Here is a 25,675-nt window from a genome sequence, read left to right on the forward strand (position 1 = left end):
CGAGTGCGAAACCTTTTCACTTCGCACCTGCACTCAGGCGTTGCATGCAGATGTCGTCAGGATGCAGGTGCGCGTGCATTCGCGCAATACGTGATTGCGATTGTCGGCCCGCTGCAAGCATGAGCGTGCAATTCGGCAATCGATGCAAGCCCCGTTCACGCACACTCGAAACTCCACTGTACGCATGGTGCGCGCCGCGCTGCTGACATGCGTATCGACCCGGCAGACTATGGACACTCTATGAATCCCGATGCAGCCCTCGCAACACACGTGCGATGGCGTGACGAACTCAGGCAGTACTGGCGCGACGACTATCCGCGCTTCAGGCATGTCGCGAAGGTCGCGCTCGCTGCGACGCTCGCGATGGGCCTGTGCATGCTGCTCGAACTGCGCGGGCCGGGTACGGCGATGGTGTCGTGCATCGTCGTGATGATGTTCCAGCAAAGCGGCATGGTGATCGCACGCGGCTTTTATCGCGGGCTGGGCATGGTGGGCGGCAGCGTCGCAGGGCTGGTGCTGGTGTCGCTGTTCTCGCAGGCGTCGTGGGCGTTCCTGATCGTGCTGGCTGCATGGATCGGGCTGTGCGTGTTTGGGTCGTCGTACTTCCGCAATTTCCAGTCGTACGGTTTTCTGCTGACGGGCTATGCGACTGCGATCACGTCGCTGCCTGCGCTGTCGAATCCGTATGGCGTATTCGACAATCTCGTCTACACGATCAGTGAAGTGGTGATTGGCGTGGCATGTGCGAGCCTCGTTAGCGCGTTGATCCTGCCGCGCCAGGTGGTGCCGCAACTGTATTCGGCCAGCAACAGCAATCTCGGACAACTGTTCGCGGCGATTCATGCGCTGCTCGGCACGGCGTTGCCGAAGGACGGCTTCGGCACTACGCTCGATCTGCTGCGCGAGCGCGCCAATGTGCAAAGCCTGCGTGCGGGCGCAGTGTTTGAAGATCCGTCGATCCGCCTCATCAATCATGCGCTCAGCAAGCTCGATACGGGCTTTGTCGATACGCTCGCGTCTGTGCATACGCTGCATCAGGTGATTGCGCAGGCGCGCGCCGAAGCGGACACGTCGACGATGCGTGCGGTGACCGAACTGGTCGATGCGCTACTGGCAGTTCTGCCGCACGATATCGTGCCTGGCACCGCAGCGGAGTGGCAAGCAGGTCAGGTGGCGGACGCGCTTGTGGGTTTCGAGCGCTCGCTGAGCGGGCGTGTAGAAGCGGCGCTGAAGTTGCTGGAGCACACGCCTGAAGCACAACGCGCATTCATCGACATGACGGGCGCTGCATTGCTGGGCTTCACCGGCAATCTGCGCGACCTGTGCCGCAGTTTCGTCGATTCTCGCCGTGCCGATCGGCGGCCCTGGCCGCAGTCGGTGCTGCATCTGCTCACGCATATCGACAGCACACGTGCCACGTCCAATCGTGCGGCTGCTGTCATCAACGGGCTGCGCGCGGCAACGGCGGTGTTGTCGGTGGGCGCGATGTGGCTGGCGTCGGGTTGGGTCGGCGGATCGAGTGCGCTGGTTTCGGTTGCGATCGTTGCCGCGCTGTTTACGCTGGCGCCCGATCCTGTCGTCGCCAGCTGGCAGATGTTTTGCGGCTGCGTGGCGGGCGGGATCGTCGGCTTCGGCATGGCGTTCTTCGTGTTTCCACTGTTCGACAGCTTTGCGTTGCTCGCGGCGTGCATGGCGTTTCCGATTGCCGTGAGCAGCTATCTGAACACGTTTCCGAAAACGGCAACGCTCGGTCTCGGCTTTGGTGTGTTCTTCTGCTACACGGTCAATATCGCGAACCCGGTGACGTATCACCCTGCCGAATTTCTCGATTCCGCTTTCGGCCTGTCGCTCGGCATCGCCGCGGCTGCGGTCGCGTTCTCGACGATCGTGCCGCTCGCCGGCGACTGGATCTCGCGCCAGTACCTGAAGCAGATGCACACACTGGTTACCCGGTCTGCGCGCGATGAGGATCTCGACGACCTCGCGCAACGTTTCGACGCGGGCATGCGCGGCTTCATCATGCGGATCGCGTCGGCGCCTGCGGGCGAGCGCGTCGACCAGACGCGGCTGATGGCATCGGCCTTTGCGGCACTCGAAGCAGGGCGGGCGATGATCGCGATCCGTCACGACACGGCACGCGCGTCCGCGCATTTGCCCGACGGCTGGCCGCCGCTCCAGCGCGAGTGGCTCGACGCAATGGCCAGCCTGTTTGCGGCTGCCGCGCCTGAAGCGCGAACCCGCGCGCTGCACGCAACGCAGCAGGCGCGATACGCACTGCTGCTCGCCGATACAAGTGCGGTCTCTGCCGAGGCGGCGATCGTGCAGCGTATGCGTCGCCTCATGCACTTCAGCGAACTGATGCTGAAGGACGACAATCTGCCGCTCTGGAAACCACAAAACGCCGTGCAAACGACAGCGATCAACGGAGCGCACGCATGAAGCCACATCTAAGTGCGCTGCTTGCGGCGTGCCGTTCACTGTCGATAGCGTCGCTGTGCGTGATGCTGTGCTCGTGCATCACCAGCGGCGGCATTCGTCCGCACGAAACCGAACTGAACCCGACATCGCTCGATGCCGGCCAGGCGATCCGCACGACGCGGCAGGATGCTGCATGGCCCACGGGTGACTGGTGGCGCGCATGGGGCGATCCGCAACTGGACCGCCTCGTCGACGATGCGACCGCGGGCAATCCCGGCCTGAAAGAAGCCCAGGCACGCATCGACAACGCACGCTTCCAGGCACAAGTGGCGGGCGCAGACGAACTGCCGCAAGTCGATATATCGGGTAACTTCGCGCGCCAGCGTTTCGCGCGTGACACGACGCCGGCGCCGCCAGGCGGCACGACGGTCTGGAACAACAGCGTATCGGCGGGGCTGTCGTACGACCTGGACCTGTGGGGCAAGAACCGCGCAATCCGCGCAGGCGCGCTCGATGCCGTGCAGGCATCCGTCGCCGACGACCGCTTCGCCGTGGTCGAACTGCAGACGGCCGTGGTGCGCGCGTACGTGCAGCTCGCGCTGCAGTACGCGCTGCTCGACGCGTATCAGGCGGTGCAGCAGCAGGAGCAGCAGACGCTCGACATCGCGCAGCGACGCCTCGAAGCGGGCATCGGCAGCCGCCTCGAAGTGTCGCAGGCGAAGACGCAACTGACAGCGAGCCTGACGAAGGTCCAGCAAGCGCAGCAGCAGCTTGCCTTGAGCCGCATCGATATTGCAGCGCTCGCGGGCAAGGGCGCGGGGTACGGCGATACGCTCGCGCGCCCGGCGCTGGCGCTGAGTGAGCCCATCGCGTTGCCCGCATCGCTGCCTGTCGATCTGATCGGCCATCGGCCCGATATCGTCGCGCAGCGCTGGCGCGTGCTGGCAACCGAAAAGGGCATGGCGGCCGCGCACGCGGCGTTCTATCCGAACATCGATTTGCTGGCGACAGCGTCGCTCGGCTCGGCGGCGACGTTTGGCGGCTTCTTCAATCTGTTGAGCAGCGACGGCGCAGGTCACAGCCTGGGTGCCGCCATTTCGCTGCCCATCTTCGATGGCGGACGGCTGCGCGGCCAGTATGGCGTGGCCGTGTCGGATCGCGATGCAGCCGTCGATGCGTACAACGCAGCCATCGTCGATGCGATGCGCGGCGTCGCGGCGCAGGTCACCTCGCTGCACGCGCTCGATGCGCAGCAGGTGTCGATCGACGCCACGCTCGATGCGGCGCGCGAGGCTTACCGGCTTGCGGACGCAGGCTATCGCAGCGGTATCACCGAGTTCCTGAATGTGCTCGCCGCGCAGAACGCATTGCAGGAACAGGAAGAGCGGCTCGCCGACGTCGAGGCCAGACGGCTCGACGCATGGGCGCTGCTGATGAAAGAACTGGGCGGCGGTTTCGCCGCGACGGCAGCCGACCGCGCTGCGATGGAGCCTGATCATGCCAGCCGAAATTGAATTCTGCGGCTTTCTCGTGCCGTATCTGCTGCCCGTGCTGATCGGCTGCGTGATTGTCTTCGTCATGCTCGATCTGCTGCTGGCGCGGCTCAGTGTCTATCGCTACGCGTGGCATCCGGGGCTGTTCCGGGTCGCGCTCTTTGCCGCGATGTTCAGTGGCGTGTCGCTGCTGGTGCGTGGATGAGGCACAACATCAACTTCAGGGCCAACGCTTCCGGTAAAGCCGGATCACCCTGCCAACGACCATGACGATCAAACCGCAATCCGTTCTGCGCGCGCTGTTCACCGTGACGATACTCGTGATCGCCGTGGTGCTGGTGCGCATGCTGTGGGCCGATTATATGTACTCGCCGTGGACACGCGATGGCCGCGTGCGTGCCGACGTGATCGACGTCGCCACCGACGTATCGGGTCTCGTCAGCGAAGTGCGCGTGAAAGACAACCAGTATGTGCATCGCGGCGACGTGCTGTTCGTGCTCGACCCGTATCGCTTCAACTATGCCGTCGCGCAGGCGGCGGCCGATGTCGCCCGTGCTCAGGCCGACATGGCGAAGGCTAAAGCCCAGGTGGCGGAAGGCGCATCGCGCGATCAGATGAAGCGCGAGCAGGCTGCACGCCGCGCGAACCTCGCAGGCGACGTGATCTCCGACGAAACCCGCGAAGATGCCGAGTCGGCCGCGAGCCAGTCGAACGCCGCGTATCGTGCCGACCTCGCGGCCTGGCAGGCTGCCGAGGCCGAGTACAAGACAGCGCTGGTCGAGCAGCAGACGGCGCAACTGAATCTCACGCGCAGCGTGGTGAGAGCGCCCGCCGACGGCTATATCACCAACCTGAACCTGTGGCCGGGCGACTACGCGACGGCGGGCGTGGCCCGCATGGCGCTGATCGACGTGCATTCGTTCTGGGTTTACGGTTACTTCGAGGAAACGAAAATTCCGCGCGTGCATGTCGGCGAGCACGCGGTGGTGCGGCTGCTGTCAGGAGGCGTGAATATACAGGGGCATGTGGACAGCCTGTCGAGCGGCATCGCCGATCGCGACAATCCCACCAGCGCGAACGATCTGCTCGCCAATGTGAACCCGATCTTCACATGGGTCCGGCTCGCGCAGCGGGTGCCTGTGCGCGTGCATCTGGACAGCGTGCCGGCGGGCATGCACCTCGCGGCAGGCATGACCTGCACGGTGACCTTGCTGCCCGAAAAACATGCAGGCACCTGAAGGCGGCCAGTCAGCGTACTGCCGCGCGCCGCCACGCACCCGGCGAGATGCCCGTCGCCTTCAGGAATACGCGGCTCAGGTGGCTCTGATCGGCGAACCCGCAGAAGCTGGCGATTTCCGTCAACGTCATGGTGGTCGCTTCGATCAGTTGCCGCGCTTCCGTCACGCGTTGCTCGAGCAGCCACTGATGCGGCGTGCGCCCCGTGGCACGCGAAAACGCCCGGATGAAATAGCCGCGCGACAGGTTGCATTCGCTCGCCACTTCCGCAATGGATGCGCCGTGCCGCGAACGCTCGATCAGCAGCTCCTTCGCACGCGCTTCATGAACCTGTGATAGCGCGCCTTTCGCACGCGGCCCTCGTTCGCGCAGATTGCCGTAGCGCTGCGCGAGATGCGTGCCGATGGTGATGCCCATCTGCTCGACGAATAGCGAGCCGTTGGCGCCATGAAGCGCGAGGTTGCTATCGAACGCCCGCGCGAGATGGCCGAGCACGGGGTCTTTCTGTTCGGCCGCGCAGATCAGCCCGTCGATGGCAGTTCCGCCGTGCTCGTCGCCGAGCCGCGCGAAGAATGCGCGCGATAATTCGACCAGCACAAAGTCAAAATTGCCATATAGATCAGCGCGATAATCTTCTGAGAAATCGCGGATATAAATCGAATCCTCTTCAAACCGTTTGACGAGCGTGCGCGAGCCGTTAAAGATTTTGCGCTGATGTCCGCTGTTCAGTGAAACGCCGACCAGAAAGCCGCGCTCGCTGGCCGGCATGGTGACGCGGTCCAGATTCGCTTCGTCCATGCACTTGCGATAGAAGCGGATGTCGCCAATATCTAATTCAATGTCCTTGCGCAATTTGCTCGCTACGCAGCCCAGCGTGTCTTTGGGCTTGAGCGGCGCGGCCGCTGCGGGATGGGCGTCAGTCGACATGAGAGACATCCTCAATTCATGCATTGCCTGCGAAACATAATGGCGTCAGTCTACACGGAAGAAAATGAGCGATAAATATTCAAAGCCGCTTGACGTCTTTTATGTCCTTATTGCACGGCAATTCACGCGCTTTGAAGTCGTGCCATGATTTTGGCGGATTTTGCCGCCGTGCGGCGCTTGACACGTTGCCAATGCGCGAGATGTGACGCCATCCTCAGAACGGTAAAAAAGCCCGCACAAATACAATTGAGGTCACTATTATTCAAGACACGCCGTTACGGCGTGTTTACAATTCACTCCGCGATATTCTGTTTTAGCCAGCTCTCTGGCGTCTCCCGCGTTGCCTGCGTTGCCCGATACGTGAGCAGCTCTGGGCCGCGATGCGTGCAAGCCAATGAACACGCTCGCAGCGAAAGGTTGGTGCGCCCGATCTTCGACCTTCAACCCGATGCATCTCATCGGTCAATCGAACTCGCGTCAGCGTTTCCTGGAGGCGGCCATGATTCAGATCGGCACATTGCTAGTCAACTTCGACCAGCGGGAGATCCGTCAGAACGGACGCCCGGTGCGCATCGGCGCGCGCGCCTTCGATATCCTCGACGTGCTGTACCGCGCCAACGGCGGCATCGTGTCGAAAGACGCGATCATGGATGCCGTCTGGCCGGGCGCGATTGTCGAAGAGAACCGTCTGCAGGTGCATATCGCGGCGCTGCGCAAGCTGTTCGGCGCGGACCGCGAACTGATCAAGACCGTGCCGGGCCGCGGCTATATGCTGGTCTCCGAGAACCGGCACGCGCGTGCGCCCGAGCGGACCGGCAACTGGCAGGCGAACAGCGGCGGGCTGCCCGCGTGCGCTGCGACGCTGGTGGGCCGCGAATCCGAGGTCGCGCAGATCGTCGAGCAACTGGGACGCGTGTCCGTGGTCACGCTGGTCGGGGCGGGCGGTATCGGCAAGACCTGTCTGGCCGTGCACGTCGCGCGTTCCATGCGCGACCGGCTCGGCGAGCCGGTGTGCTTCGTCGAACTGGCGCGAGCCGCATCGCGCGATGCCGTGCTCAAGACGCTCGCGCAGGCGCTGCACATCGACGCATCCGACGAATACCTCACCCAGGAAAGCCTCGCCGAGGTACTGGCCGCCGCACCCTGCGTGCTCGTGCTCGACAATGCCGAGCATGTGATCGACGTGGTGGCGAGTCTGGTCGAAGCACTGGCCGCGCGCAATCATGCATTGCGTGTGCTCGTCACGAGTCGCGAGCCGCTGCATATCTGGGCCGAGTCCGTGTTTCGCGTCGAGCCGCTCGCGATCCCCGCGAGCGATGCGCCGGCCAGCGCGATCCTTGCGCATTCCGCCGTCGAACTGTTTCTGAGCCGCGCACGGTCGGTCGCGCCCGATTGCGGCGCGGACGATCACGCGATCCGTCTGGTCGGCGAAATCTGCCGTCGGCTCGAAGGGCTGCCGCTTGCCATCGAACTCGCGGCGGCGCGCGTGGCGACGCTCGGCGTGGAAGGCGTGGCGTCGCGTCTGGACGACCGTTTGAATCTGCTGACGGGCGGACTGCGCTCGGCATTGCCGCGCCATCAAACCTTGCGCGCGACCTTCGACTGGAGCTACACGCTGCTCGATGCGACTTCGCGCATGCTGTTCCGGCGGCTGGGCTTTTTCGCAGGCGCATTCGCGTTCGACGCCGTGTGCTCGGTCGCGACCGAGCCGGACATGCCGATCGCCGCCGTGATCTCGAGCCTGCGCGAACTGGCGACCAAATCGCTGTTGAGCGTCGAGTTTTGCGGCGCGATTGCGCAATACCGCCTGACGGAATCGACGCGTGCCTACGCGATGGAAAAGCTGCGCGACGAAGGCGAGTTACAGCGTATCGCGACGCGCCACATGCACTATCTGCAGGAGCGCATCGAGCACGGCAAGGTCGCCGTGGGCGATGCCGCGCAGGCACTCGCGGGCACGGGCGAGCCGCGTCACACACTGGACGATGCACGCGCGGCCTTCGAATGGGCGTTTTCGCCGGGCGGCAATCCCGCGCTCGGCGTCGCGCTGGCAGGCTCGTTGATGGGCACGCTGCTGCAAGGTCCGCTGCTGCACGAATGCTATGAGCGTGCGGGTCGCGCGCTGGCCGCGCTCGACGCGCTGCCGCCCGGTTCCGTCGACAGCCTGTGCGAGATGCGCCTCTGTTCCGCCTATGCATCGACGCTGCTGCATACGGGCGGTGCGGTGCGCGAGGCGGGACCGCTATGGAAGCGCGTGCTGGTGCTCGCGCGCCAGACACATGACGAAGCCTTCGAGGCGCGTGCGCTGTGGGGCGCCTGGAACTCGACGCTCGCCTGCTCCGATATTCACGCGTCGTTCCGCTTCGCCACACGCTTTCAGGCCTTCGCGGAACGCTGCGGCACGCCGTGGCAGCAGATCCTCGCAGCGGAAATGATCGCCGTCTCGCTGCATTGCTTTGGCGAGCACGAACAGGCGCGCGTGCGGCTCGAACGCGCCGTCGCGGCGCTCACCGAACTTGGGCCGGTTGCGCCCGGCGCGCTCGGCGTGGCCGTCGATCCCTTCACGTTCGGCAACGGCACGCTTGCGCGGATCGTGTGGATGCAAGGGCATCCCGAGCGCGCGATGCAACTGGTCGAGAACATTCTCAATGCGTTGCGGCCCGACATGCTGGAGCCGTCGCTGAGTCACGTGCTCGCGGTGGCGGCCGTGCCGATCGCACTGCAATGCGGCGAACTCGAAACGGCTTCGCGCTATCTTGCCGTGCTGCGTTCGCAGGTCGCGTTGAACCGCTTCGAAATCTGGCAGGCGTACGGCGAATGCCATGCGGGCCATCTCGACATCCTGCAGGGGCGTCCTCTGGCCGGACTCGCGAAGCTCGAACCGGGGCTGCAACGTCTGTTGTCGTGCGGCTTCCGGCGCGTACTGACGCCCATCATCGCGATCTGTGCGGAGGCCCTGGCGCGCACGGGACGCATCGCCGAAGCGCGTGCGAAGCTCGACGAGGCATTTGAGTTCTGTCACGCGCACGGCGAGCATTTCTTCATTCCCGAGTTGCAGCGCGTGATGGGCGTGACGGCGCTGGAGCAGGCGCGCGCGCTTCTGGCGAACGGTCGCGCGTCGATGGCCGATGAGTTCGAAACGGAAGGACGCAGCCACTTGTACGACGCGATTCACACGGCCAAGGAGCAGCATGCAGCCATGCTCGAACTGCGCGCCGCGCTGGACCTCGCGGACCATCTGCTCGAACGTCGCGAAACGGTGCGCGCGGCGTCGCTGCTCGACGATGTGTCGCAGCGCGTGGACCTGCAATCGAAGGCACCCGACATCCGGCGGCTGGCCCGGCTCATCCAGATGGCGCAAGCCACGCACACATCACGCGACGCGGACAGCGGCCATCCCGTCATGGCCGGCGACCTCTGATACGCGCTCTCCCGCCAGCGCACCTGAAATCTTCTTAAGTTTCCGTCGCGCATGCCGAAGCGCCTTGTCCAGCGGGCCTGAAAGCCTTTATTAAGGACAATTAAGGCGCACTCAAGGACTTTGCTCCACCACGTCGCTAAGCTCCGTCTCGTCTGATGCAGCGGGCATTCCCGCTATGTCATGTCATCGACAAACACACCATCGCCGCGCCCGTACGCGCGACGCGATGCAACGACGGAGAGCAACAGATGAACACGCAAAGCTACACGGCAGTCCCCTCGGAGTCGCGCCGCAAGCTGCTGGGAGCAGGGGCGACGATGGCGGGCGCCGTGGCGGCGATGGCGAGCCTGTCGGCGAACGCCGCGGGCACGCAGGGCGGCGCATCGGCGGGCGGGCACGCATCGCGTCTACACCACCAGGGTGGCAACTTCGTGAAAACGAAGGACGGCACCGATATCTTCTTCAAGGACTGGGGCACGGGCACGCCCGTGGTGTTCTCGCACGGCTGGCCGCTTTCTTCCGACGCGTGGGACCCGCAGATGCTGTTCCTCGTGAATCAGGGCTATCGCGTGATCGCGCATGACCGCCGTGGCCATGGCCGCTCGGGCCAGCCGTCGAACGGCAACGACATGGACACCTATGCGGACGATCTCGCCGCCGTGCTCGATGCTCTCGACGTGAAGGGCGCGATGCTGGTCGGCCATTCGACGGGCGGCGGCGAAGTCGCGCACTACATTGGCCGTCATGGCTCGAAGCGTGTCGCGAAGGCCGTGCTGATCGGCGCGGTGCCGCCGCTGATGCTGAAGACAACCGCCAACCCCGGCGGCCTGCCGATGTCCGTATTCGACGGTATCCGCGTGGGCGTTGCCGCGAACCGCTCGCAGTTCTATATCGATCTCGCGACGCCGTTCTATGGCTTCAACCGCCCCAACGCGAAGGTTTCGCAAGGGCTGGTGCAGGACTTCTGGCGTCAGGGCATGGACGGTTCGATCAAAGGCCAGTACGAGTGCATCAAGCAGTTCTCGGAAGTCGACTACAGCGACGACCTGAAGAAGATCGACGTGCCCACGCTGTTCCTGCACGGCGACGACGACCAGATCGTACCTATCGACGATTCGGCGAAGCTCGCCTCGAAGCTGGTGAAGAATGCCACGCTGAAGGTCTATGCAGGCGCGCCGCACGGCATGTGCAGCACGCATGTCGAGCAGGTGAACGCCGATCTGCTCGCGTTCCTGAAGCAGTAAGCGCCAGCCGCTTCGCGGTGCAGGCGCCGCGCAGCAACGTCAGGGCCGCCCGTCAGGAATGCCGGGCGGCTTTTGTTCGTTGTACACTGCTTTACGGCCTGTTTTAAATACCACACAACGGCGCGTGGTCAGCGCCACAGTCCTCAACATCACCTCTTCAGATGACGGCGATCCGGATCGGTCAACTCGAGATTTCACTCGATCATCGCGAAGTGCGTCACGATGGGCGGAATGTCCCGGTCGGCAGTCGCGCGTTCGATATTCTTGCGTTACTGATCGCAGCCGATGGCGAACTCGTATCGAAAGACGAGATCATGCGCGCCGTCTGGCCCACTACCGTCGTCGAAAAAAACAATCTGCAAGTGCATATTTCGGCGCTGCGTCGCGCATTCGGCGATGAGCGCGAGCGTATCTGCACTGTGCCTGGCCGCGGCTATCGTCTGATCATGCGCCATGCGCTCCATGAGAGCGATGCGCGCGCTGCCGGGCCGGACGCCACGACACGCGAATCGTCCACGCCCGGCGACATCGCACCCGTCAGTCACGAAGCCCCGAGACCCGCGCGTCAGCCGCTGCCCGCGCGCATGCCGGAACTGATCGGCCGTCAGGAAGCCCTGGATGTGGTGACGGCCGCGCTGCGCGCGCATCAGTCTGTCACGCTGGTCGGCACGGGCGGCAGCGGCAAGACGCGCCTTGCCGAGGAAGTCGCCCCTGCGCTCCCGCACGAATTCGCCGATGGCGTGCTGTGCGGGCCGCTCGCGGCAGCCAGCGACGCGCAGTCGGCGCTCGACGTGCTCGCCTTCGCTATGGGCAGCCGGCTCTCCGCGAGCCGCACGGCGCTCGCGCAGATCGCCGCCGAATGGCGCGAGCGCGAGGCACTCGGGGTGCTGGACAACTGCGAGCAGGTGCTGGAGATCGGCGCCGCCATCGCCGAGTCGCTGACGGGCGCAGGCAGCCGCATGCGCGTGCTGGCGACGAGCCGCGAAGCCTTGCGCGTGCGTGAAGAAATCGTCTATCAGGTGCCGCCGCTGTCGGTGCCGACGGCCGACGATCCCGGCGCCGATGTGTTGCGCACGCCTGCCGTGCGCTTTTTTCTCGCGCGCGCGCAAGCCGACGGCGCGCAGTTTTCACTCGACGACACCAGCGTCCGGCTGACGGGCGAAGTGTGCCGCCGCCTCGACGGCATTCCGCTCGCGCTGGAGCTGGCGGCATCGCGAGCGGCCGTGCTGGGTATCGGCCTGCTGGCCGAACATCTCGACGACCGCTTCCGCATTCTCACGGGCGGCAGGCGCACGGCCCTGCCGCGCCATCAGACCTTGAAGGCGACCCTCGACTGGAGCTACCGGTTGCTGAGCCGCGACGAACAGAAGCTGTTGCGCTGGCTCGGTCTGTTCGTCAACAGCTTCACGCTCGATGCCGCCTGCGCGATGGCGGAACACGCCGGACTGGCGCGCATGGAAGCGCTCGATGCCGTGAGCGGCCTCGTGTCGCGCTCGCTGCTGACCACCGATTTCGAAGGGCTGTCGTATCGCTATCGCCTGCTGGAATCGACGCGCGCGTACGCGCTGCAGCAACTCGACGACAACGGCGAACGCGCGCTTGCCGCCGGCGCGCATGCCGTGCTGTTTCTGGAGATGCTCGAAGCCGCGCAGCAACGCTGGGCCGATCGGCCTGTCGTCGAATGGCAGGTGGAGTTCACGCGCGAGCTCGGCAATGTGCGCACGGCGCTCGACTGGTCGCTTGGCGAACGCGGCGATCACATCACGGGTGTCGCGCTCGCGGCGCTCACGGTGCCGTATCTGTATGACCTGTCGCTGGTCGAAGAGTGTTGCAGCCGTGCGCGTGCCGCGTTGCGTGTGATGCCGCCGCGGTCCGGCGATGAGGAAGAGGGCAGCGTCGATGTCGAGATGCGTTTGCGGCTCGTGTCGGCGCTGGCGGCTGCGCTCGTCTATACGGAAGGGCCGCTGACGGAAACACGCGAAGCATGGACGCTGGTGCTGAACGATGCCGTGCGCGGCGCACACGCTCACTACGCATCGCGGGCGCGCTGGGGCGTGTGGAACTGGCATCAGTACAGCGGACGCGCACGCGATGCGCTGATGCTCGCACGCCGCTTCGGCGATCTTGCACGCAGCAGCGGCCACGCGACGACGGTGGTGCTGGCAGGACGTGTCGAAGGGATCGCGCAGCACTATGCAGGCGACCAGTGGCGCGCGCGCGAACTGCTCGAACGGATGATCGAAGAATACGAAGAAAAGCCGTTGAGCCGCTGGCACACCCCGGGCTTTCGCGTCGATCACGGCATCGTCGCGCGCGCGACGCTCGCGCGCGTGCTGTGGGTGCAAGGCCATCGCAGCGAAGCCTACGATCTCGCCGCGCGCTGCTTCGATTCGGCCGTGCAGTACGACCATGAAATCGTCACCTGTTATGTGCTGGTCGAAGCGCTCGCACCGATTGCACTGCTCAATGGCGATCAGGCCGCGGCGTGCCATGCCATCGAAGTGCTGCATGAACTGTCCACCCGTTTCGGCTTCACGATCTGGAGCGCGTGCTGCGCATGCTATGACGCCTGGCTTGCCACGCTGGCGAACCCCGAGGCGGAGTCGGTCGAGCGCCTGTCGAAGTCGATCGCGGCCTTGCGCGCCACCGGCTATCTCGCGCAGCTTTCGCCGTTGCAGGGCCAGCGTGCCGTGGCAATGATGCAGATTTCACGCGACCGTCAGGCGCTCTCGATCATCGACGACACGCTGCGCCACGTCGAAGAAAACGGCGAGCGCTGGTACTACGCCGAACTGTGCCGCATCAAGAGCGATGCGCTGAACAAGCTCGAGCGCCACGACGAAGCGCAACGTTGGCTCGCGATGTCGCACGACTGGCAGCAGCGCAACAGCGCTGAACGTGTGGCAGCGCGCAACACATCGGTCGCACACGCATCGCTGCATGTCGTGCCCGTTCAGTCCCGTGCTTAATAACGATTAAGCCTGTCATCAGGACTTTAAGTCCGCCCGTCACTAATCTTCTCGCAAGTCGTGATGCCCGCCCGGCATCGTGAATCTCACGCCTGAAATGCGTGAGCAAGCCGTTCGCATCCACAGCGATGCAGCGAAGACTGGATTCATCCACTAACCGGACGCCAGCGCGGTTGTCGCCAGACAGCCGTGCGGGTCTCTCGCATGCCTGCGAAATGGAGCTACTCATGGCACATGAACTGTTGACGCCCGACACCTGCGCGCTCGCGCTTATCGACCATCAGCCGCAGATGTTCTTCGGCACGCATTCGCACGAGCGCACGACCGTCCTGCATAACGTGCAGATTCTCGCGAAGGCCGCGAAGCTCTTCAAGGTGCCGACGGTGCTGACGACCATCGCCGCCGATTCGTTCAGCGGCCATCTGCTGCCTGAAGTGCAAGCCGTGTTTCCGGAAACGAAGCCGATCGACCGCACGTCGATGAACTCGTGGGAAGACAAGGGCTTCCGCGATGCGATCAAGGCGACGGGCCGCAAGAAGATCGTGATCGCCGGTCTGTGGACGGAAGTGTGCGTGACGTTCCCGACCATCCAGATGCTCAACGAAGGCTTCGAAATCTATGTGCCGACGGATGCATGCGGCGACATCACGGAAGAAGCGCATGAGCGCGCCGTGCAACGCATCGTTCAGGCGGGCGCAGTGCCGATGAACTCGCTGCAGTTCATGTGCGAACTGCAACGCGACTGGGCGCGTGGCGAAACGTACGAAGGCTGCATGGAGATCTTCAAGGCGCACAGCGCATACGGCATCGGCGTGCGTTACGCGAAGCAGATTCTCGGCGAGCACGCGAGCGAAGCGGGCTAACAAGCGGGCTGATCCCAGCTTCATAGCATCACACGTTTTTTAAGTTGAGCTTCACGCGCAGTGCTGCTGGCGCTGCGCGTGGCGCACGCACGACCCTGTCAGACGGAGAGCGACGATGAGCGCATCGAATCAGCCCACGCAGCCCGCACGCATTGCGGACCTGGTGATCTACAACGGCAAGATAGCGACGCAGGACGACAAGCGTTCGTTCGTGACGGCGCTCGCCGTCGCGAAAGGCGAGATCGTTGCAAGCGGCAGCGATCAGGACATGATGCAGTGGGCCAACGACGCCACGCGCCGCATCGACCTGAAAGGCCGCACGGTGATTCCCGGCCTCAACGATTCACACCTTCACGTGATTCGCGGTGGCCTCAATTTCAATCTCGAGTTGCGCTGGGACGGTGTGCCGTCGCTGCGCGATGCGCTCGAAATGCTGCGCGTGCAGGTCGCGCGCACACCGGCGCCGCAATGGGTGCGCGTGGTCGGTGGATGGAACGAATTCCAGTTTGCGGAGAAGCGCGGCCCGACGCTCGAAGAGATCAACGCTATTGCGCCCGATACGCCCGTCTTCATTCTGCATCTCTACGATAGCGCGCTGCTGAACGCAGCGGCGCTGCGCGCCGTCGGCTATGACCGCGACACGCCGAATCCGCCGGGCGGTGAAATCCAGCGCGACCGGCGCGGCAATCCGACGGGCATGCTGATCGCGCGTCCGAATGCGGGCCTGCTGTACGCGACGCTCGCCAAGGGTCCGAAGCTGCCCATCGAAGACCAGATGAACTCGTCGCGCCAGTTCATGCGTGAGTTGAACCGTCTCGGCGTGACGAGCGCGATCGATGCAGGCGGCGGCTATCAGGCGTATCCCGACGACTACGCCGTCATCATGGAACTCGCGAAGCGCAACGAACTGACGGTGCGGATCGCGTACAACCTGTTCACGCAGAACGCGAAGAAGGAAATCGAAGACGTCGCGAAGTGGGTCAAGGCGACGAAGCCCGGCGATGGCGACGAATTCCTCAAGGTGAACGGCGCGGGCGAAATGCTGGTGTTTTCCGCCGCCGACTTCGAAGATTTCCTGGAACCGCGCCCCGATCTGCCGGGCGCGATGGAAAGCGAGCTCGAAGCCGTCGTGCGATTGCTGGTGCAGAACCGCTGGCCGTTCCGCCTGCACGCAACTTACGACGAATCGATCGAACGCTTCCTGAATGTGTTCGAACGCGTGAATCAGGACACGCCGTTCAATGGCCTGCGCTGGTTCTTCGACCACTGCGAGACGATCACGCAACGCAATATCGAGCGTATTGCGGCGCTGGGCGGCGGCATTGCGATTCAGCACCGCATGGCGTTCCAGGGCGAATACTTCATCGCACGGTATGGCGCGGAAGCCGCTGCGCGCACGCCGCCGGTGCGGCAGATGCTGGCAGCCGGGTTGCCCGTCGGCGCAGGCACGGATGCGACGCGTGTGGCGAGCTTCAACCCGTTCGTGTCGCTGTACTGGCTGGTGTCGGGACGCACGGTGGGCGGCACGCCGATGTACGCGGCGCAAGACCGCCTCGACCGGATGGAAGCGCTGCGCCGCTATACGGTGGGCAGTGCATGGTTCTCGAACGACGACACGCGCAAGGGCGCACTCGTGCCGGGCCAACTCGCCGACTTCGCCGTGCTCTCCGACGACTTCTTTACCGTCGAAGAAGAGACCATCAAGCATCTGGTGTCGGTGATGACGGTGGTCAATGGCCGCGTGGTCTACGCTGCCGACGAGTTCGAAACGTTCGGTCCGCCCGCGCTGCCTGTCAGCCCTTCGTGGTCGCCCGTTGCCGAGTACGGCGGCTATGCACGCTACCGTCCTGTCGCACCGCTGCAGCAGTCGTGCAACGACGCGTGCGTGAACCTGTGCGGCGTGCACAAGCATGCGCATGGCTGGGCATGGCGCAGCAACGTGCCCGCAAGCGATGCGAACACGTTCTGGGGCGCGCTCGGTTGCAGCTGCTTCGCGTTCTGAACCACATCGATACGCACACCCACGCGATGAACCGTTTCTCCGCCCCTGATGCCGCGCTGCTGTTCCTGCGCGTGACCGCGAGCGTGCTCGTGCTGCTCGTGCATGGACTGCCGAAGGCGCTCCATTACGCGAGCCAGCTCGATGCGATCGAAGACCCGTTCCATCTCGGCAAGACGCTGACGCTCGCGTTCGCGATCTTCGCCGAAGTGGTGTGTCCGCTGCTGATGATCGCCGGCATCGCGACGCGGCTGGCCGCGCTGCCCGTCATGCTGGTGTGCGTGATCGCGCTGGGTGTCGTGCATCGCGAGTGGACGCTGGAGCAGGGGCAATTCGCGTGGATGCTGCTGATCCTGTTCGGCACGGTGGCGATCGGCGGCGCGGGACGTTACCGCATCGCGCTGCGGCCGCACGCGTCCGGCCAGCGGCAGGCCTGAACGCAGCGATGGAGGCGCTCATGTCGGATGAACAGGATCAACACACTGCCAGACCCGTCGAAGTAGCCGGCGTGCGCATTCCCGACACGCCGCTTGCCATTGCAGCCTCAGAAGCGGTGCGCGCGTCACTGCCCGAAGTGATGACCGCGCATGCGTCGCGTGTGTTCGTGTTTGCGTGGCTTGCCGTGCAACGCGAGGGCTGGCCGTGCGAACCCGACGCGCTGTACGTCGCGGCCCTGTACGCCAACATGGGTCTGAGCGCGGCGTACGCGCATTCGACGCTGCGCTACGAAATAGACGGCGCGCATGCCGCGCGCACGCTGCTGCAACGTTATGGCGTGGCGCCCGAAGTGATCGACGCCGTGTGGTGCGCGATCGCGCTGCATACGACGCCGGGTGTGCCGGCGCATATGTCGCCGCTTGCACGCGTGCTGTCGGCGGCGGTGCGCACGGATCTGCTCGCCGACAACCTCGGCGCGTACTCGCAAACCGAGCGCGAGCAGATCGTCGCGGCGTGGCCGCGCGGTGCGCATTTCAAGGAACGGATGATCGAGGCGATCGGACGCGGCATCGTGCATCGTCCGCAATCGACGTTCGGCACGCCGAGCGCCGATGTACTGGAGCGCGTCGATCCAGACTTCTGCCGGACGAACTTTTGCGGGCTGATTCTCGGCTCGCCATGGAAGGACGAATGACGCAACGAAGGAGCAAGTCATGTCTTATCTGATTTCACTGGGAGCGGGCCTCGTGGTTGGCCTGCTGTATTACCTCGTGCGTGTGCAGTCGCCTGCGCCGCCGCTGATCGCGCTGGCGGGGCTGCTTGGCATCGTGATCGGCGAGCACGCGATTCCGTTCGTGCAGGCGCAGATTCGCACGCCCGATGCGCAGACGCAGAGCGCGCCGGCTGTTACCACCAGCAAGCCGGCGTCGTCCGGCGCGAAGGACCAATGAGCGCGGGCGCAGAAGTGCGCGTGGCCGCGCAACTCGATCACGTGCCCGGCGAGGACGCATGGCTCGCGACGATTGCGGGCTATGTGGACACGCTCGGCTTCGTCGCGCTGTTCGGCCTGTTCACGGCGCACGTAACGGGCAACTTCATTCTGATCGGCTCGGGACTCGCGGGCGCGGGCAATGGGCTGCTGATCAAGTGGCTCGCGTTTCCCGCGTTCGTGGCGGGCATCGTGATCGCGCGCGTGCTCGACAACCGGCTGCTGTCGCTCGGGCATGGCGTGCGCGCCAGTTCGCTCTATGCGCTGCAGGCCGTGTTGCTGGCGGGCTTTATGGTGGCGGGCGTGCTCGCCGCGCCCGTCACCGATTCCGACGCGCCGATGACGATCGTCTGCGGTCTGCTGGGCGCCGCGGCGATGGGCGTGCAGAACGCGCATGGCCGCCTGACGGCGCGCTCGGTGGTCGCGAACACGGTGATGACGGGCAACGTCACGCAGGCCGTGATCGACGTATTCGATCTGCTGTTTTCACGCGAGGACGCGAAAGCGCGGCATGCGGCGCGTACGCGTCTCGTGCGCACGCTGCCGCCTGTCGCCGGTTTCGCGATCGGAGCGGGCGCGGGTGCGGCGGGCTTTCTGTACGCGTCGTTCTGGGCGCTGCTGTTGCCGCTCGCCGCGCTGTGCGTGCTTGCCTTTCTGTCGAGAAACACGGGCGCGCCGCCCGCTCAGGTTTGATCGCGCCGCGCATCCACCGGGATCGCGGCGGCATCCATTACCAGCAAGGAGTGTTTTTATGAGTACCGTCAAGATGTATCGATTGTTGCGTGCTGCCGTTGTGGCGTTTGCGGCGCTCGGCGTCACGCTGGCCGGTTCGCCCGCGTTCGCGGAAGCCGATCACGAAAGCGCGGGCAAGAATATGCCTGTCGTGTCCGTCGGGCCGCAGTACGACACGACGCACGTGTACGTGGCGAATCAGGACATCGACGCGTTCGTCGACAGCTTCATCGCCACCTTCGGCGGCAAGGCTTCGCCGCGCGCCGTGTTCACCGTCACGCCGACGCCGAGCAAGACGGCTTCGCAATACGTGCAGACGCCTGTGGGCATGCTCTCGGTGTTCGCGTTCCAGACGCCGATCCCCTATCCGTTCGGCAACGAGCGCACCGGCTATCTCGTCACCGATATCGACAAGGCCGTGCGTGCCGCGCGTGCAGCGGGCGCGGACGTGATCGTCGATACCTTCGACGATCCCATCGGCAAGGATGCCGTGATCCAGTGGCCGGGCGGTCTCTATATGCAGCTTTACTGGCACACGAAGGCGCCGTCGTATGGCCCGCTCGAAACGGTGCCGGACAACCGCGTCTACGTGTCGCCGCAGGCGGCGGAAAACTTCATCAAGCGTTTCGTGCGCTTCTCGCATGGCAAGGTGGTGTCGGATAACCGTCACGCAGATGGCGCCGAAATCGGCCGTCCCGGCGATTCGATCCGCCGCGTGCGCATCCAGTCGGGTTTCGGCAACATGCTGGTGTTCGCGCCGGACGGAAAGCTGCCGTACCCGTATGGCCGTGAGACGACGGGCTATCAGGTCGCCGATCTCGACGCGACGCTCACGAAGGCACAGAGCGTCAACGTGAAGGTGCTGGTGCCGGCGGCGAGCACGGTGGAAGGGCGTTCGGCGATGGTCGAATTCCCCGGCGGCTATGTCGCCGAAATTCACGAAGCGAAGAAGTGACAGTGCGCCGTTCAATCGACAACGCGAGGCGGTCGGCGCGAAGGGCCGCCGCGTATGCGGCGCTCGCCGTGTGCGGCATGGCGGACGGCGCGAATGCGCTCGCCGCCGACGCTTCTGCGACGACGGCAACGACGGCAGCGACTGCGCCCGCAGCAGCCACGAGCGCCACCGATGCTCCGACCTGCACGGCCACGCGCCCCTCGTCGCTGTCGTTCAACCGCTGGCAGGAGAACTGGTCGGTGCTGGGCTTGCCGTGCGTGCCGCGCAAGCCGCTCGATGCGCTCAAGTACATGCCGCTGCCCGGCGATCCGACGACGTATCTGTCGCTCGGCGCGACGCTGCGCGAACGCTTCGAACTGAACAACACACCGCTGTTCGGCCTCGGCAGCCAGCGGCCCGACAGCTACGTGATCCAGCGCGCGGAAGTGCATGCCGATGCGCATGTCGGTGAACACGTGCAGGCGTTTTTCCAGCTCGAAGATGCGCGGCCTTTCGGCAAGGACTCCGTTACGCCCGTCGACAAGAATCCGCTCGATATCGAGCAGGCCTTCGTCGCGTTCGTCTACGGCGTGGGCGGCGGCACCTTCAAGGCGCGCGTGGGCCGCCAGGAAATGGCGTTCGACTTGCAGCGCTTCGTGTCGGTGCGCGACGGCCCGAACGTGCGTCAGGCGTTCGACGCGGTGTGGGCCGACTATGAAATCGACAAGTGGCGTTTCATCGGCTACATGACGCAGCCGGTGCAGTACCGCGACGTCTCCGATTTCGACGATGTGTCGAACCGGCATCTGACCTTCAGCGGTGTGCGGGTCGAGCGCGTGAACACCGGGCCGGGCGATCTGTCCGCGTACTGGTCGCGCTACAACCGCGACAACGCGCGTTTTATCGATGCGACGGGCACCGAGCATCGCGACGTGTTCAACGTGCGCTATGCCGGCAAGGTCGCGCCGTTCGACTGGGACGCGGAAACGATGATCCAGACGGGGCACGTGGGCAACGACACCATCGGTGCATGGGCGTTCGGCGTGCTGACGGGGTACACGCTTTCATCGATGACGGGCACACCGCGTATCGGCTTGCAGGTGGACGGTGCATCGGGCGACCGGCATCCCGGCGACGGGCGTGTCGGCACGTTCAATCCGCTCTTTCCGAATGGCTACTACTTCACGCTGGCGGGCTACACGGGCTATAGCAACCTCTTTCACGTGAAGCCTTCGATCACCTTCAAGGTGACGCCGAAAATCTCGCTGCTAACGGCGGTCGGTTTCCAGTGGCGCGCGACGACGGCCGATGCGGTGTATGGACAAGGTTCGGCCGTGGTGCCGGGGACAGCAGGCAAGGGCACGAGCTGGACGGGCATGTATGCGCAGGTGCGGGCGGACTATCTCGTCAGTTCGAATGTCGCGCTGGCGCTGGAAGCGGTGCACTTCCAGGTCGGCGATTCGCTGCGGGCGCTCGGTGCGCGCAATGCGGACTATGTGGGCGTCGAGGCGAAGTTCGGCTGGTGATGCCGCGCCGACGTGCGCGAGCCGCGCCTTCTTTCGAAGGCGCGTCGTCAGGCAGGTCCACTTTGCTGCGAATTACCAGCCGTATCCGCGATAGCCGTAATACGCAGGCCGATAAGCGGGCACGGACGCCGCGTACTGCATCGGCATCACGGGCTGGCTCACGTAGACAGGCTGGTGATACACCGGCACGTACTGCACGGGCGGCGCCTGATACGGCTGGAACACCACCGTTTCCATCTCTTCGGGCGACGGGCCTTCATAGACGGGCGGCTGCGAATAGACCACGGTCGCGGGCCGGTAGTGCGGGCGCGGCGGCGGTGGCGGTGCGTACTGCGCGGGCGCGTATTGCACGGGCGCGGCATCGTCATCGTCGTATGCGGCCTGGGCCTGCAGTTGCCGTTGCGCGACGCGCGGCTGGCTCACGCGCCGCACCTGGGCGTTGTCTTCCGCGGGCATCTCGGATGGCAACGGCGGCGGCTGCTGCGCGTTCGCCTTGGTGCGCTTCAACTGGTCGCGCAAGGAAGCGTAAGTATCGGCGTCTTCCTTCGCGCGCGCGTTGTAGCCGTTGTGATACGCGTCGCTCAGGTCTTTCATGCGCGCCTTGTTTTCTTCGTCGGCGGTCATCTGCTCTTCGCCCGGATCGAGCGAAGCTTCGTTGACGCCGCCGTTGTCATAGGCTGACCGCGGCCCGTCAGCCCATGCGGCGGACAGAAGGGCCGGCCCGAAGGCTACGGTCAACGCCGCAGACCCGAGCATTATGGTGATTCTCATGGTTGTTACCTCGCTGGTGGTCATACACGGCAAACACATCCCCGTACGTGTGTCCCGTGCCGACCGCTGGCGAATCAGCCTCCTGCCGGAACCTGACGTACATCCATATCGACGTGCCGACAGGATGCGGATCGCATCGCCTGCACGCGCAACATGATGTGAATGAAGTTGCCAGCATTCGACCGCGCCGGATGCGATGTAGCGCACATTTCAGATCAGATGAATGATCGGGATAAACGCGAAGCGCCCGCTTACTCGACTTTCGTGCCGATGACGTCGGCGGCTTGCGACGTCTCACGTGGCGTTTCGCGTGGCATTGCCGGCGGTGCGCTGCGCCCGCCAAGCGCGGCTTTCAACGCCGTGCGATCGAGTCCGCCTTCCCACGCCGACACGACGATCGACGCCACGCCATTGCCGACGATATTCGTCAGCGCGCGGCACTCGGACATGAAGCGGTCGATGCCGAGTATCAGCACCATCGCCGCGACAGGCACGGTCGGCACCACGGAAAGGCTGGCCGCCAGCGTGATGAAACCCGCGCCCGTCACACCTGTCGATCCTTTCGATGTCAGCATCGTCACCAGCAGCAGCGTGATCTCCTGCGTGACGGTGAGGTGCGTGTTGGTGGCCTGCGCGAGAAACAGCACGGCGAGCGTCATATAGATGTTGGTGCCGTCGAGATTGAACGAGTAACCCGTTGGCACCACCAGGCCGACGACGCCGCGCGGGCAGCCAAGCCGCTCCAGCTTTTCCATCAGCTGCGGCAGCGCGGCTTCGGACGTCGACGTGCCGAGCACGATCAGCAGTTCGTCGCGGATATACGCAAGAAAGCGCCACAGGCTGAAGCCGCACAGCCGCGCAATCGTACCGAGCACGATCGCGACGAACAGGCCCGCGGTCAGGTAGAACGCGCCGATCAGCTTGAGCATCGGCAGCAGGGAGACGATGCCGTACTTGCCGATCGTGAACGCCATCGCACCGAAGGCGCCGATCGGTGCAAGGCTGGTGATCATATGGACGATGCGAAAGAATGCTTTCGACAACGTCTCGACCAGATTCGTCACGGGCGCAGCCGTATCGCCGAGCACAGCCAGTGCCGAACCGAACAGCATCGCGATCACCAGCACGGGCAGGATGTCGCCCTGCGTCATCGCGCCGACGAACGTTTCGGGTATCGCATGCAGGATGAACGCGACGATGCCGTCGCCATGCGCGGCCTGCGCCGCGTAGCTGGAGACGGCGCTGGCGTCGAGTGTGGCCGGATCGACGTTGAAGCCGCTGCCGGGCTTGAGCACGTGCGCCGCGAGCAGGCCGATGGCGAGTGCGAGCGTCGATGCCGCTTCGAAGTAGAGCAGCGCCTTGCCGCCGACGCGTCCGACCTTCTTCATGTCCTGCATGCCCGCAATGCCCGTCACGACCGTGCAGAAGATCACCGGTCCGATGATCATCCGAACCAGTTTGATGAACAGGTCGCCGAGCGGTTTGAGCGTGACGGCAAAGTGCGGGGCGAAATGTCCGAGCACGATGCCTGCGGCGATGGCGCACAGCACCTGTACATAGAGAACCTTGTAGAACGGTTTGCGCTTCATGTCTCCTCCGTTTGTCGGGGCAAAGCGGGGCCGTTCCCTTCTGCGGTCGGAAGGGAATCGGCGTTTCTGAAGGGGAAAAACTGTCGCTAGCGCCTGGCGCTCAGAGCACGCTCGCCCATGGGTGCTGCGCGAAGTGCTGTTGCTCGAAGGCTTCGATGTCGGCGAGCGAGGACAGCGTCAGGTCGATGGTGTCCATGCCTTCGATCACCATGCGCTTGTGGCGTGCGCCGAGCGGATACGTCCAGGTCTGTCCGTCGGCGGCTGTCACGGTTTGACGTTCGAGATCGATGCGCAGCGTCGATTCGGGTGATTGCGTCGATGCCTGCACGAGTGCATCGATTGCATCGCGTTCGAGTTGCACGAGCAGCAGGCGGTTGTTCATCGCGTTCGAATAGAAGATCTCCGCGAAGCTCGGCGCGATCACGGCCTCGAACCCGTATTGCTGCAAGCCCCACACCGCGTGCTCGCGGCTCGATCCGCAGCCGAAGTTCGATCCGCCGATCAGGATGCGCGCGCCTCGATATTCCGGCTGATTCAGCACGCACGCTTCGCGCGGGGTTCCGTGCGGATCGAACCGCAGGTCGTAGAGCAGTCCGTCAGCGAGACCGGCCTTGTCGATGATGCGCAGAAACTGCTTCGGCAGGATCTGGTCGGTGTCGAGGTTGGCGATGGGCAAGGGCGCCGCCGTGCCTTCGATGGTCGTCAAGCGTTTCATTGTGCGTGTGCCTCCAGCGTGCGGACATCGGTGATGCAGCCGGTCAGCGCGGCGGCTGCGGCCATGGCGGGACTCATCAGATGCGTGCGGCCACCGCGTCCCTGGCGGCCTTCGAAATTGCGGTTGGTGGTCGATGCGCAGCGTTCGCCTTCGTCGAGCATGTCGTCGTTCATCGCGAGGCACATCGAGCAACCCGGCTCGCGCCATTCGAAGCCCGCATCGATCAGCGTCTGCGCGATGCCTTCCTGTTCCGCCGCGCGCCGCACGCTGCCCGAACCGGGCACGACCATCGCGCGCACGCCATCGGCGACGTGTTTGCCGCGCACGATCTGCGCGACGACGCGCAAATCTTCGATGCGCCCATTCGTGCACGAGCCGATAAAGACGCGCTGAATGGGCGTGCCGGCGAGCGGCTGGTGCGCTTCGAGGTGCATGTAATCGAGCGCGCGGCGCAGCGACGCGGCTGCTTCCGGCGATGCCTGTTCGGCTTCGTCGGGAATGCGCTGATCGATGGCGATGGCCTGGTCGGGACTCGTGCCCCACGTGACGAACGGCGCGATGTCGCGTGCGTCGAAACGATGTTCGGCATCGAAACTTGCGCCTGCGTCGGAATGCAGCGTGCGCCATGCTTCGAATGCGGTTTCATCCAGCCCTTCGACATGTGCTCGCACGTAGTCGAAGGTGGTCGCATCGGGTGCGATCAGCGCGGCGCGCGCGCCGGCTTCGACGGTCATGTTGCACAAGGTCATGCGCGCTTCCGCCGACAGCGACGCGATGGTCGATCCCGCGAACTCGACGGCATAGCCGCGCGCGCCCTGCGCGCCGATCTTGCTGAGCAACCAGATCACCACGTCTTTCGACGTCGTGGCATACGGCAATGCGCCGTCGATCGTGATGCGCATGGTCTGCGCGAGCCGGTAGACGAGCGTTTGGGTCGCGAGCACATGCTCGACTTCGGACGTGCCGATACCGAAACCGAGCGCGCCCAGTGCGCCGTAAGTCGTCGTATGGCTGTCGCCGCACAGCACGACCATGCCGGGCCGCACGAGGCCCATTTCGGGCGCGATGATGTGCTCGATGCCTTGCATCGGATCGTTCGCGGCCAGAATGCGGATGCCGGCCCGTTCGCAGTTGCGGGCGAGATTCTGCGCGAGCAGCAGCGATGCTGCATCGCGGATCACGCGTGGCGTTTCCGCGTGCGTCGGGATGATGTGACTGACGACGGCCAGTTGCTGCTGCGGCCTGCGGACCTTGCGGCCGCGCGCTTCGAGTGCGCTGAACGCTTGCGGGCTGGTGTATTCGTTCATCAGGTGCAGATCGACGTACAGCAGCACGTTCTGATCGTCGATACGCGACACGAGGTGCGAATCGACGAGCTTCTGGTAGAGGGTTCGTTTCGACATGGCGTTAAG

General features: G+C 64.6%; 20 protein-coding genes. 15 read left to right on the top strand and 5 right to left on the bottom strand.

What is annotated here, in order from left to right; all coding sequences use genetic code 11:
• The first annotated feature begins 240 nt into the window (after window positions 1-240).
• From DK391_RS20155 to DK391_RS20170, 4 genes are all read left to right on the top strand, one after another.
• Entirely contained in the window at window positions 241-2,439 is a 2,199-nt protein-coding gene (locus DK391_RS20155; protein WP_109479740.1) for an FUSC family protein, read from the top strand.
• Window positions 2,436-3,932, top strand: coding sequence for an efflux transporter outer membrane subunit (locus tag DK391_RS20160; RefSeq protein ID WP_109479741.1), 1,497 nt, complete (start codon window positions 2,436-2,438; stop codon window positions 3,930-3,932). Before DK391_RS20155 ends, DK391_RS20160 begins: the two co-directional genes overlap by 4 nt.
• A complete protein-coding gene (locus DK391_RS20165; protein WP_109479742.1) occupies window positions 3,916-4,116 on the top strand; it encodes a DUF1656 domain-containing protein in 201 nt (66 codons plus the stop codon). The genes DK391_RS20160 and DK391_RS20165 overlap by 17 nt, the downstream gene beginning before the upstream one ends.
• Window positions 4,117-4,177: 61 nt before the next feature.
• Window positions 4,178-5,149, top strand: coding sequence for an HlyD family secretion protein (locus DK391_RS20170; protein WP_109479743.1), 972 nt, complete (start codon window positions 4,178-4,180; stop codon window positions 5,147-5,149).
• A gap of 10 nt (window positions 5,150-5,159) precedes the next feature.
• Here DK391_RS20170 and DK391_RS20175 read toward each other — a convergent pair whose 3' ends face one another.
• On the bottom strand, window positions 5,160-6,074 hold the full coding sequence (locus DK391_RS20175; protein ID WP_109479744.1) for an AraC family transcriptional regulator: 915 nt from the start codon (window positions 6,072-6,074) through the stop codon (window positions 5,160-5,162).
• 499 nt (window positions 6,075-6,573) lie between these two features.
• Between DK391_RS20175 and DK391_RS20180 the strand changes: the two genes are divergently transcribed.
• The 11 genes from DK391_RS20180 (at window position 6,574) to DK391_RS20230 (ending at window position 21,188) form a co-directional block, all read left to right on the top strand.
• Entirely contained in the window at window positions 6,574-9,495 is a 2,922-nt protein-coding gene (locus DK391_RS20180) for a winged helix-turn-helix domain-containing protein (RefSeq protein WP_109479791.1), read from the top strand.
• A gap of 248 nt (window positions 9,496-9,743) precedes the next feature.
• A complete protein-coding gene (locus DK391_RS20185; RefSeq protein WP_109479745.1) occupies window positions 9,744-10,739 on the top strand; it encodes an alpha/beta hydrolase in 996 nt (331 codons plus the stop codon).
• 161 nt (window positions 10,740-10,900) lie between these two features.
• Window positions 10,901-13,708, top strand: a complete 2,808-nt coding sequence (locus tag DK391_RS20190) for a winged helix-turn-helix domain-containing protein (RefSeq protein WP_109479746.1) — start codon at window positions 10,901-10,903, stop codon at window positions 13,706-13,708.
• 227 nt (window positions 13,709-13,935) lie between these two features.
• Window positions 13,936-14,571 carry a hydrolase gene (locus DK391_RS20195; RefSeq protein WP_109479747.1) on the top strand — a complete coding sequence of 212 codons (636 nt, stop codon included), beginning with the start codon at window positions 13,936-13,938 and terminating at the stop codon, window positions 14,569-14,571.
• Window positions 14,572-14,686: 115 nt separating this feature from the next.
• Window positions 14,687-16,573 carry an amidohydrolase gene (locus DK391_RS20200; RefSeq protein ID WP_109479748.1) on the top strand — a complete coding sequence of 629 codons (1,887 nt, stop codon included), beginning with the start codon at window positions 14,687-14,689 and terminating at the stop codon, window positions 16,571-16,573.
• 26 nt (window positions 16,574-16,599) lie between these two features.
• Window positions 16,600-17,007: a DoxX family protein gene (locus tag DK391_RS20205; RefSeq protein ID WP_109479792.1), complete on the top strand. Its 408-nt coding sequence runs from the start codon at window positions 16,600-16,602 to the stop codon at window positions 17,005-17,007.
• A gap of 20 nt (window positions 17,008-17,027) precedes the next feature.
• Window positions 17,028-17,702 carry a phosphohydrolase gene (locus tag DK391_RS20210; RefSeq protein WP_109479749.1) on the top strand — a complete coding sequence of 225 codons (675 nt, stop codon included), beginning with the start codon at window positions 17,028-17,030 and terminating at the stop codon, window positions 17,700-17,702.
• A 19-nt stretch (window positions 17,703-17,721) separates the two neighbouring features.
• Window positions 17,722-17,958: a DUF1427 family protein gene (locus DK391_RS20215; protein ID WP_109479750.1), complete on the top strand. Its 237-nt coding sequence runs from the start codon at window positions 17,722-17,724 to the stop codon at window positions 17,956-17,958.
• Window positions 17,955-18,689: a YoaK family protein gene (locus tag DK391_RS20220; RefSeq protein WP_109479751.1), complete on the top strand. Its 735-nt coding sequence runs from the start codon at window positions 17,955-17,957 to the stop codon at window positions 18,687-18,689. The genes DK391_RS20215 and DK391_RS20220 overlap by 4 nt, the downstream gene beginning before the upstream one ends.
• A gap of 58 nt (window positions 18,690-18,747) precedes the next feature.
• A complete protein-coding gene (locus tag DK391_RS20225; RefSeq protein ID WP_109479752.1) occupies window positions 18,748-19,683 on the top strand; it encodes a glyoxalase in 936 nt (311 codons plus the stop codon).
• 77 nt (window positions 19,684-19,760) lie between these two features.
• A complete protein-coding gene (locus DK391_RS20230; RefSeq protein ID WP_239482897.1) occupies window positions 19,761-21,188 on the top strand; it encodes an alginate export family protein in 1,428 nt (475 codons plus the stop codon).
• A 72-nt stretch (window positions 21,189-21,260) separates the two neighbouring features.
• On the opposite strand, the gene DK391_RS20235 is transcribed toward DK391_RS20230, so the two are convergent.
• The 4 genes from DK391_RS20235 to leuC form a co-directional block, all read right to left on the bottom strand.
• A complete protein-coding gene (locus DK391_RS20235; protein WP_109479754.1) occupies window positions 21,261-21,959 on the bottom strand; it encodes a hypothetical protein in 699 nt (232 codons plus the stop codon).
• A gap of 251 nt (window positions 21,960-22,210) precedes the next feature.
• The gene (locus DK391_RS20240) at window positions 22,211-23,548 is read right to left on the bottom strand and encodes a dicarboxylate/amino acid:cation symporter (protein WP_204117402.1); all 1,338 of its coding nucleotides are present in this window, start codon (window positions 23,546-23,548) and stop codon (window positions 22,211-22,213) included.
• A gap of 100 nt (window positions 23,549-23,648) precedes the next feature.
• Complete coding sequence (leuD, locus tag DK391_RS20245; RefSeq protein ID WP_109479755.1) at window positions 23,649-24,263, bottom strand: 3-isopropylmalate dehydratase small subunit; 615 nt, start codon at window positions 24,261-24,263, stop codon at window positions 23,649-23,651.
• Window positions 24,260-25,666, bottom strand: a complete 1,407-nt coding sequence (leuC, locus tag DK391_RS20250) for a 3-isopropylmalate dehydratase large subunit (RefSeq protein ID WP_109479756.1) — start codon at window positions 25,664-25,666, stop codon at window positions 24,260-24,262. Before leuC ends, leuD begins: the two co-directional genes overlap by 4 nt.
• Window positions 25,667-25,675 lie beyond the last annotated feature (9 nt).

This window comes from Paraburkholderia sp. C35 (assembly GCF_003121405.1).
GTDB lineage: Bacteria > Pseudomonadota > Gammaproteobacteria > Burkholderiales > Burkholderiaceae > Paraburkholderia.

What these genes read in the sequence shown, in the direction of transcription:
- DK391_RS20215 (WP_109479750.1), top strand. Translation starts at nt 17,722, where the DNA reads ATGTCTTATCTGATTTCACTGGGAGCGGGCCTCGTGGTTGGCCTGCTG.
- DK391_RS20200 (WP_109479748.1), top strand. Translation starts at nt 14,687, where the DNA reads ATGAGCGCATCGAATCAGCCCACGCAGCCCGCACGCATTGCGGACCTG.
- DK391_RS20170 (WP_109479743.1), top strand. Translation starts at nt 4,178, where the DNA reads ATGACGATCAAACCGCAATCCGTTCTGCGCGCGCTGTTCACCGTGACG.
- DK391_RS20220 (WP_109479751.1), top strand. Translation starts at nt 17,955, where the DNA reads ATGAGCGCGGGCGCAGAAGTGCGCGTGGCCGCGCAACTCGATCACGTG.
- DK391_RS20235 (WP_109479754.1), bottom strand. Translation starts at nt 21,959, where the DNA reads ATGAGAATCACCATAATGCTCGGGTCTGCGGCGTTGACCGTAGCCTTC.
- DK391_RS20175 (WP_109479744.1), bottom strand. Translation starts at nt 6,074, where the DNA reads ATGTCGACTGACGCCCATCCCGCAGCGGCCGCGCCGCTCAAGCCCAAA.
- leuD (WP_109479755.1), bottom strand. Translation starts at nt 24,263, where the DNA reads ATGAAACGCTTGACGACCATCGAAGGCACGGCGGCGCCCTTGCCCATC.
- DK391_RS20165 (WP_109479742.1), top strand. Translation starts at nt 3,916, where the DNA reads ATGCCAGCCGAAATTGAATTCTGCGGCTTTCTCGTGCCGTATCTGCTG.
- DK391_RS20190 (WP_109479746.1), top strand. Translation starts at nt 10,901, where the DNA reads ATGACGGCGATCCGGATCGGTCAACTCGAGATTTCACTCGATCATCGC.
- DK391_RS20230 (WP_239482897.1), top strand. Translation starts at nt 19,761, where the DNA reads ATGGCGGACGGCGCGAATGCGCTCGCCGCCGACGCTTCTGCGACGACG.
- DK391_RS20180 (WP_109479791.1), top strand. Translation starts at nt 6,574, where the DNA reads ATGATTCAGATCGGCACATTGCTAGTCAACTTCGACCAGCGGGAGATC.
- leuC (WP_109479756.1), bottom strand. Translation starts at nt 25,666, where the DNA reads ATGTCGAAACGAACCCTCTACCAGAAGCTCGTCGATTCGCACCTCGTG.
- DK391_RS20240 (WP_204117402.1), bottom strand. Translation starts at nt 23,548, where the DNA reads ATGAAGCGCAAACCGTTCTACAAGGTTCTCTATGTACAGGTGCTGTGC.
- DK391_RS20160 (WP_109479741.1), top strand. Translation starts at nt 2,436, where the DNA reads ATGAAGCCACATCTAAGTGCGCTGCTTGCGGCGTGCCGTTCACTGTCG.
- DK391_RS20205 (WP_109479792.1), top strand. Translation starts at nt 16,600, where the DNA reads ATGAACCGTTTCTCCGCCCCTGATGCCGCGCTGCTGTTCCTGCGCGTG.
- DK391_RS20195 (WP_109479747.1), top strand. Translation starts at nt 13,936, where the DNA reads ATGGCACATGAACTGTTGACGCCCGACACCTGCGCGCTCGCGCTTATC.
- DK391_RS20185 (WP_109479745.1), top strand. Translation starts at nt 9,744, where the DNA reads ATGAACACGCAAAGCTACACGGCAGTCCCCTCGGAGTCGCGCCGCAAG.
- DK391_RS20210 (WP_109479749.1), top strand. Translation starts at nt 17,028, where the DNA reads ATGTCGGATGAACAGGATCAACACACTGCCAGACCCGTCGAAGTAGCC.
- DK391_RS20225 (WP_109479752.1), top strand. Translation starts at nt 18,748, where the DNA reads ATGAGTACCGTCAAGATGTATCGATTGTTGCGTGCTGCCGTTGTGGCG.
- DK391_RS20155 (WP_109479740.1), top strand. Translation starts at nt 241, where the DNA reads ATGAATCCCGATGCAGCCCTCGCAACACACGTGCGATGGCGTGACGAA.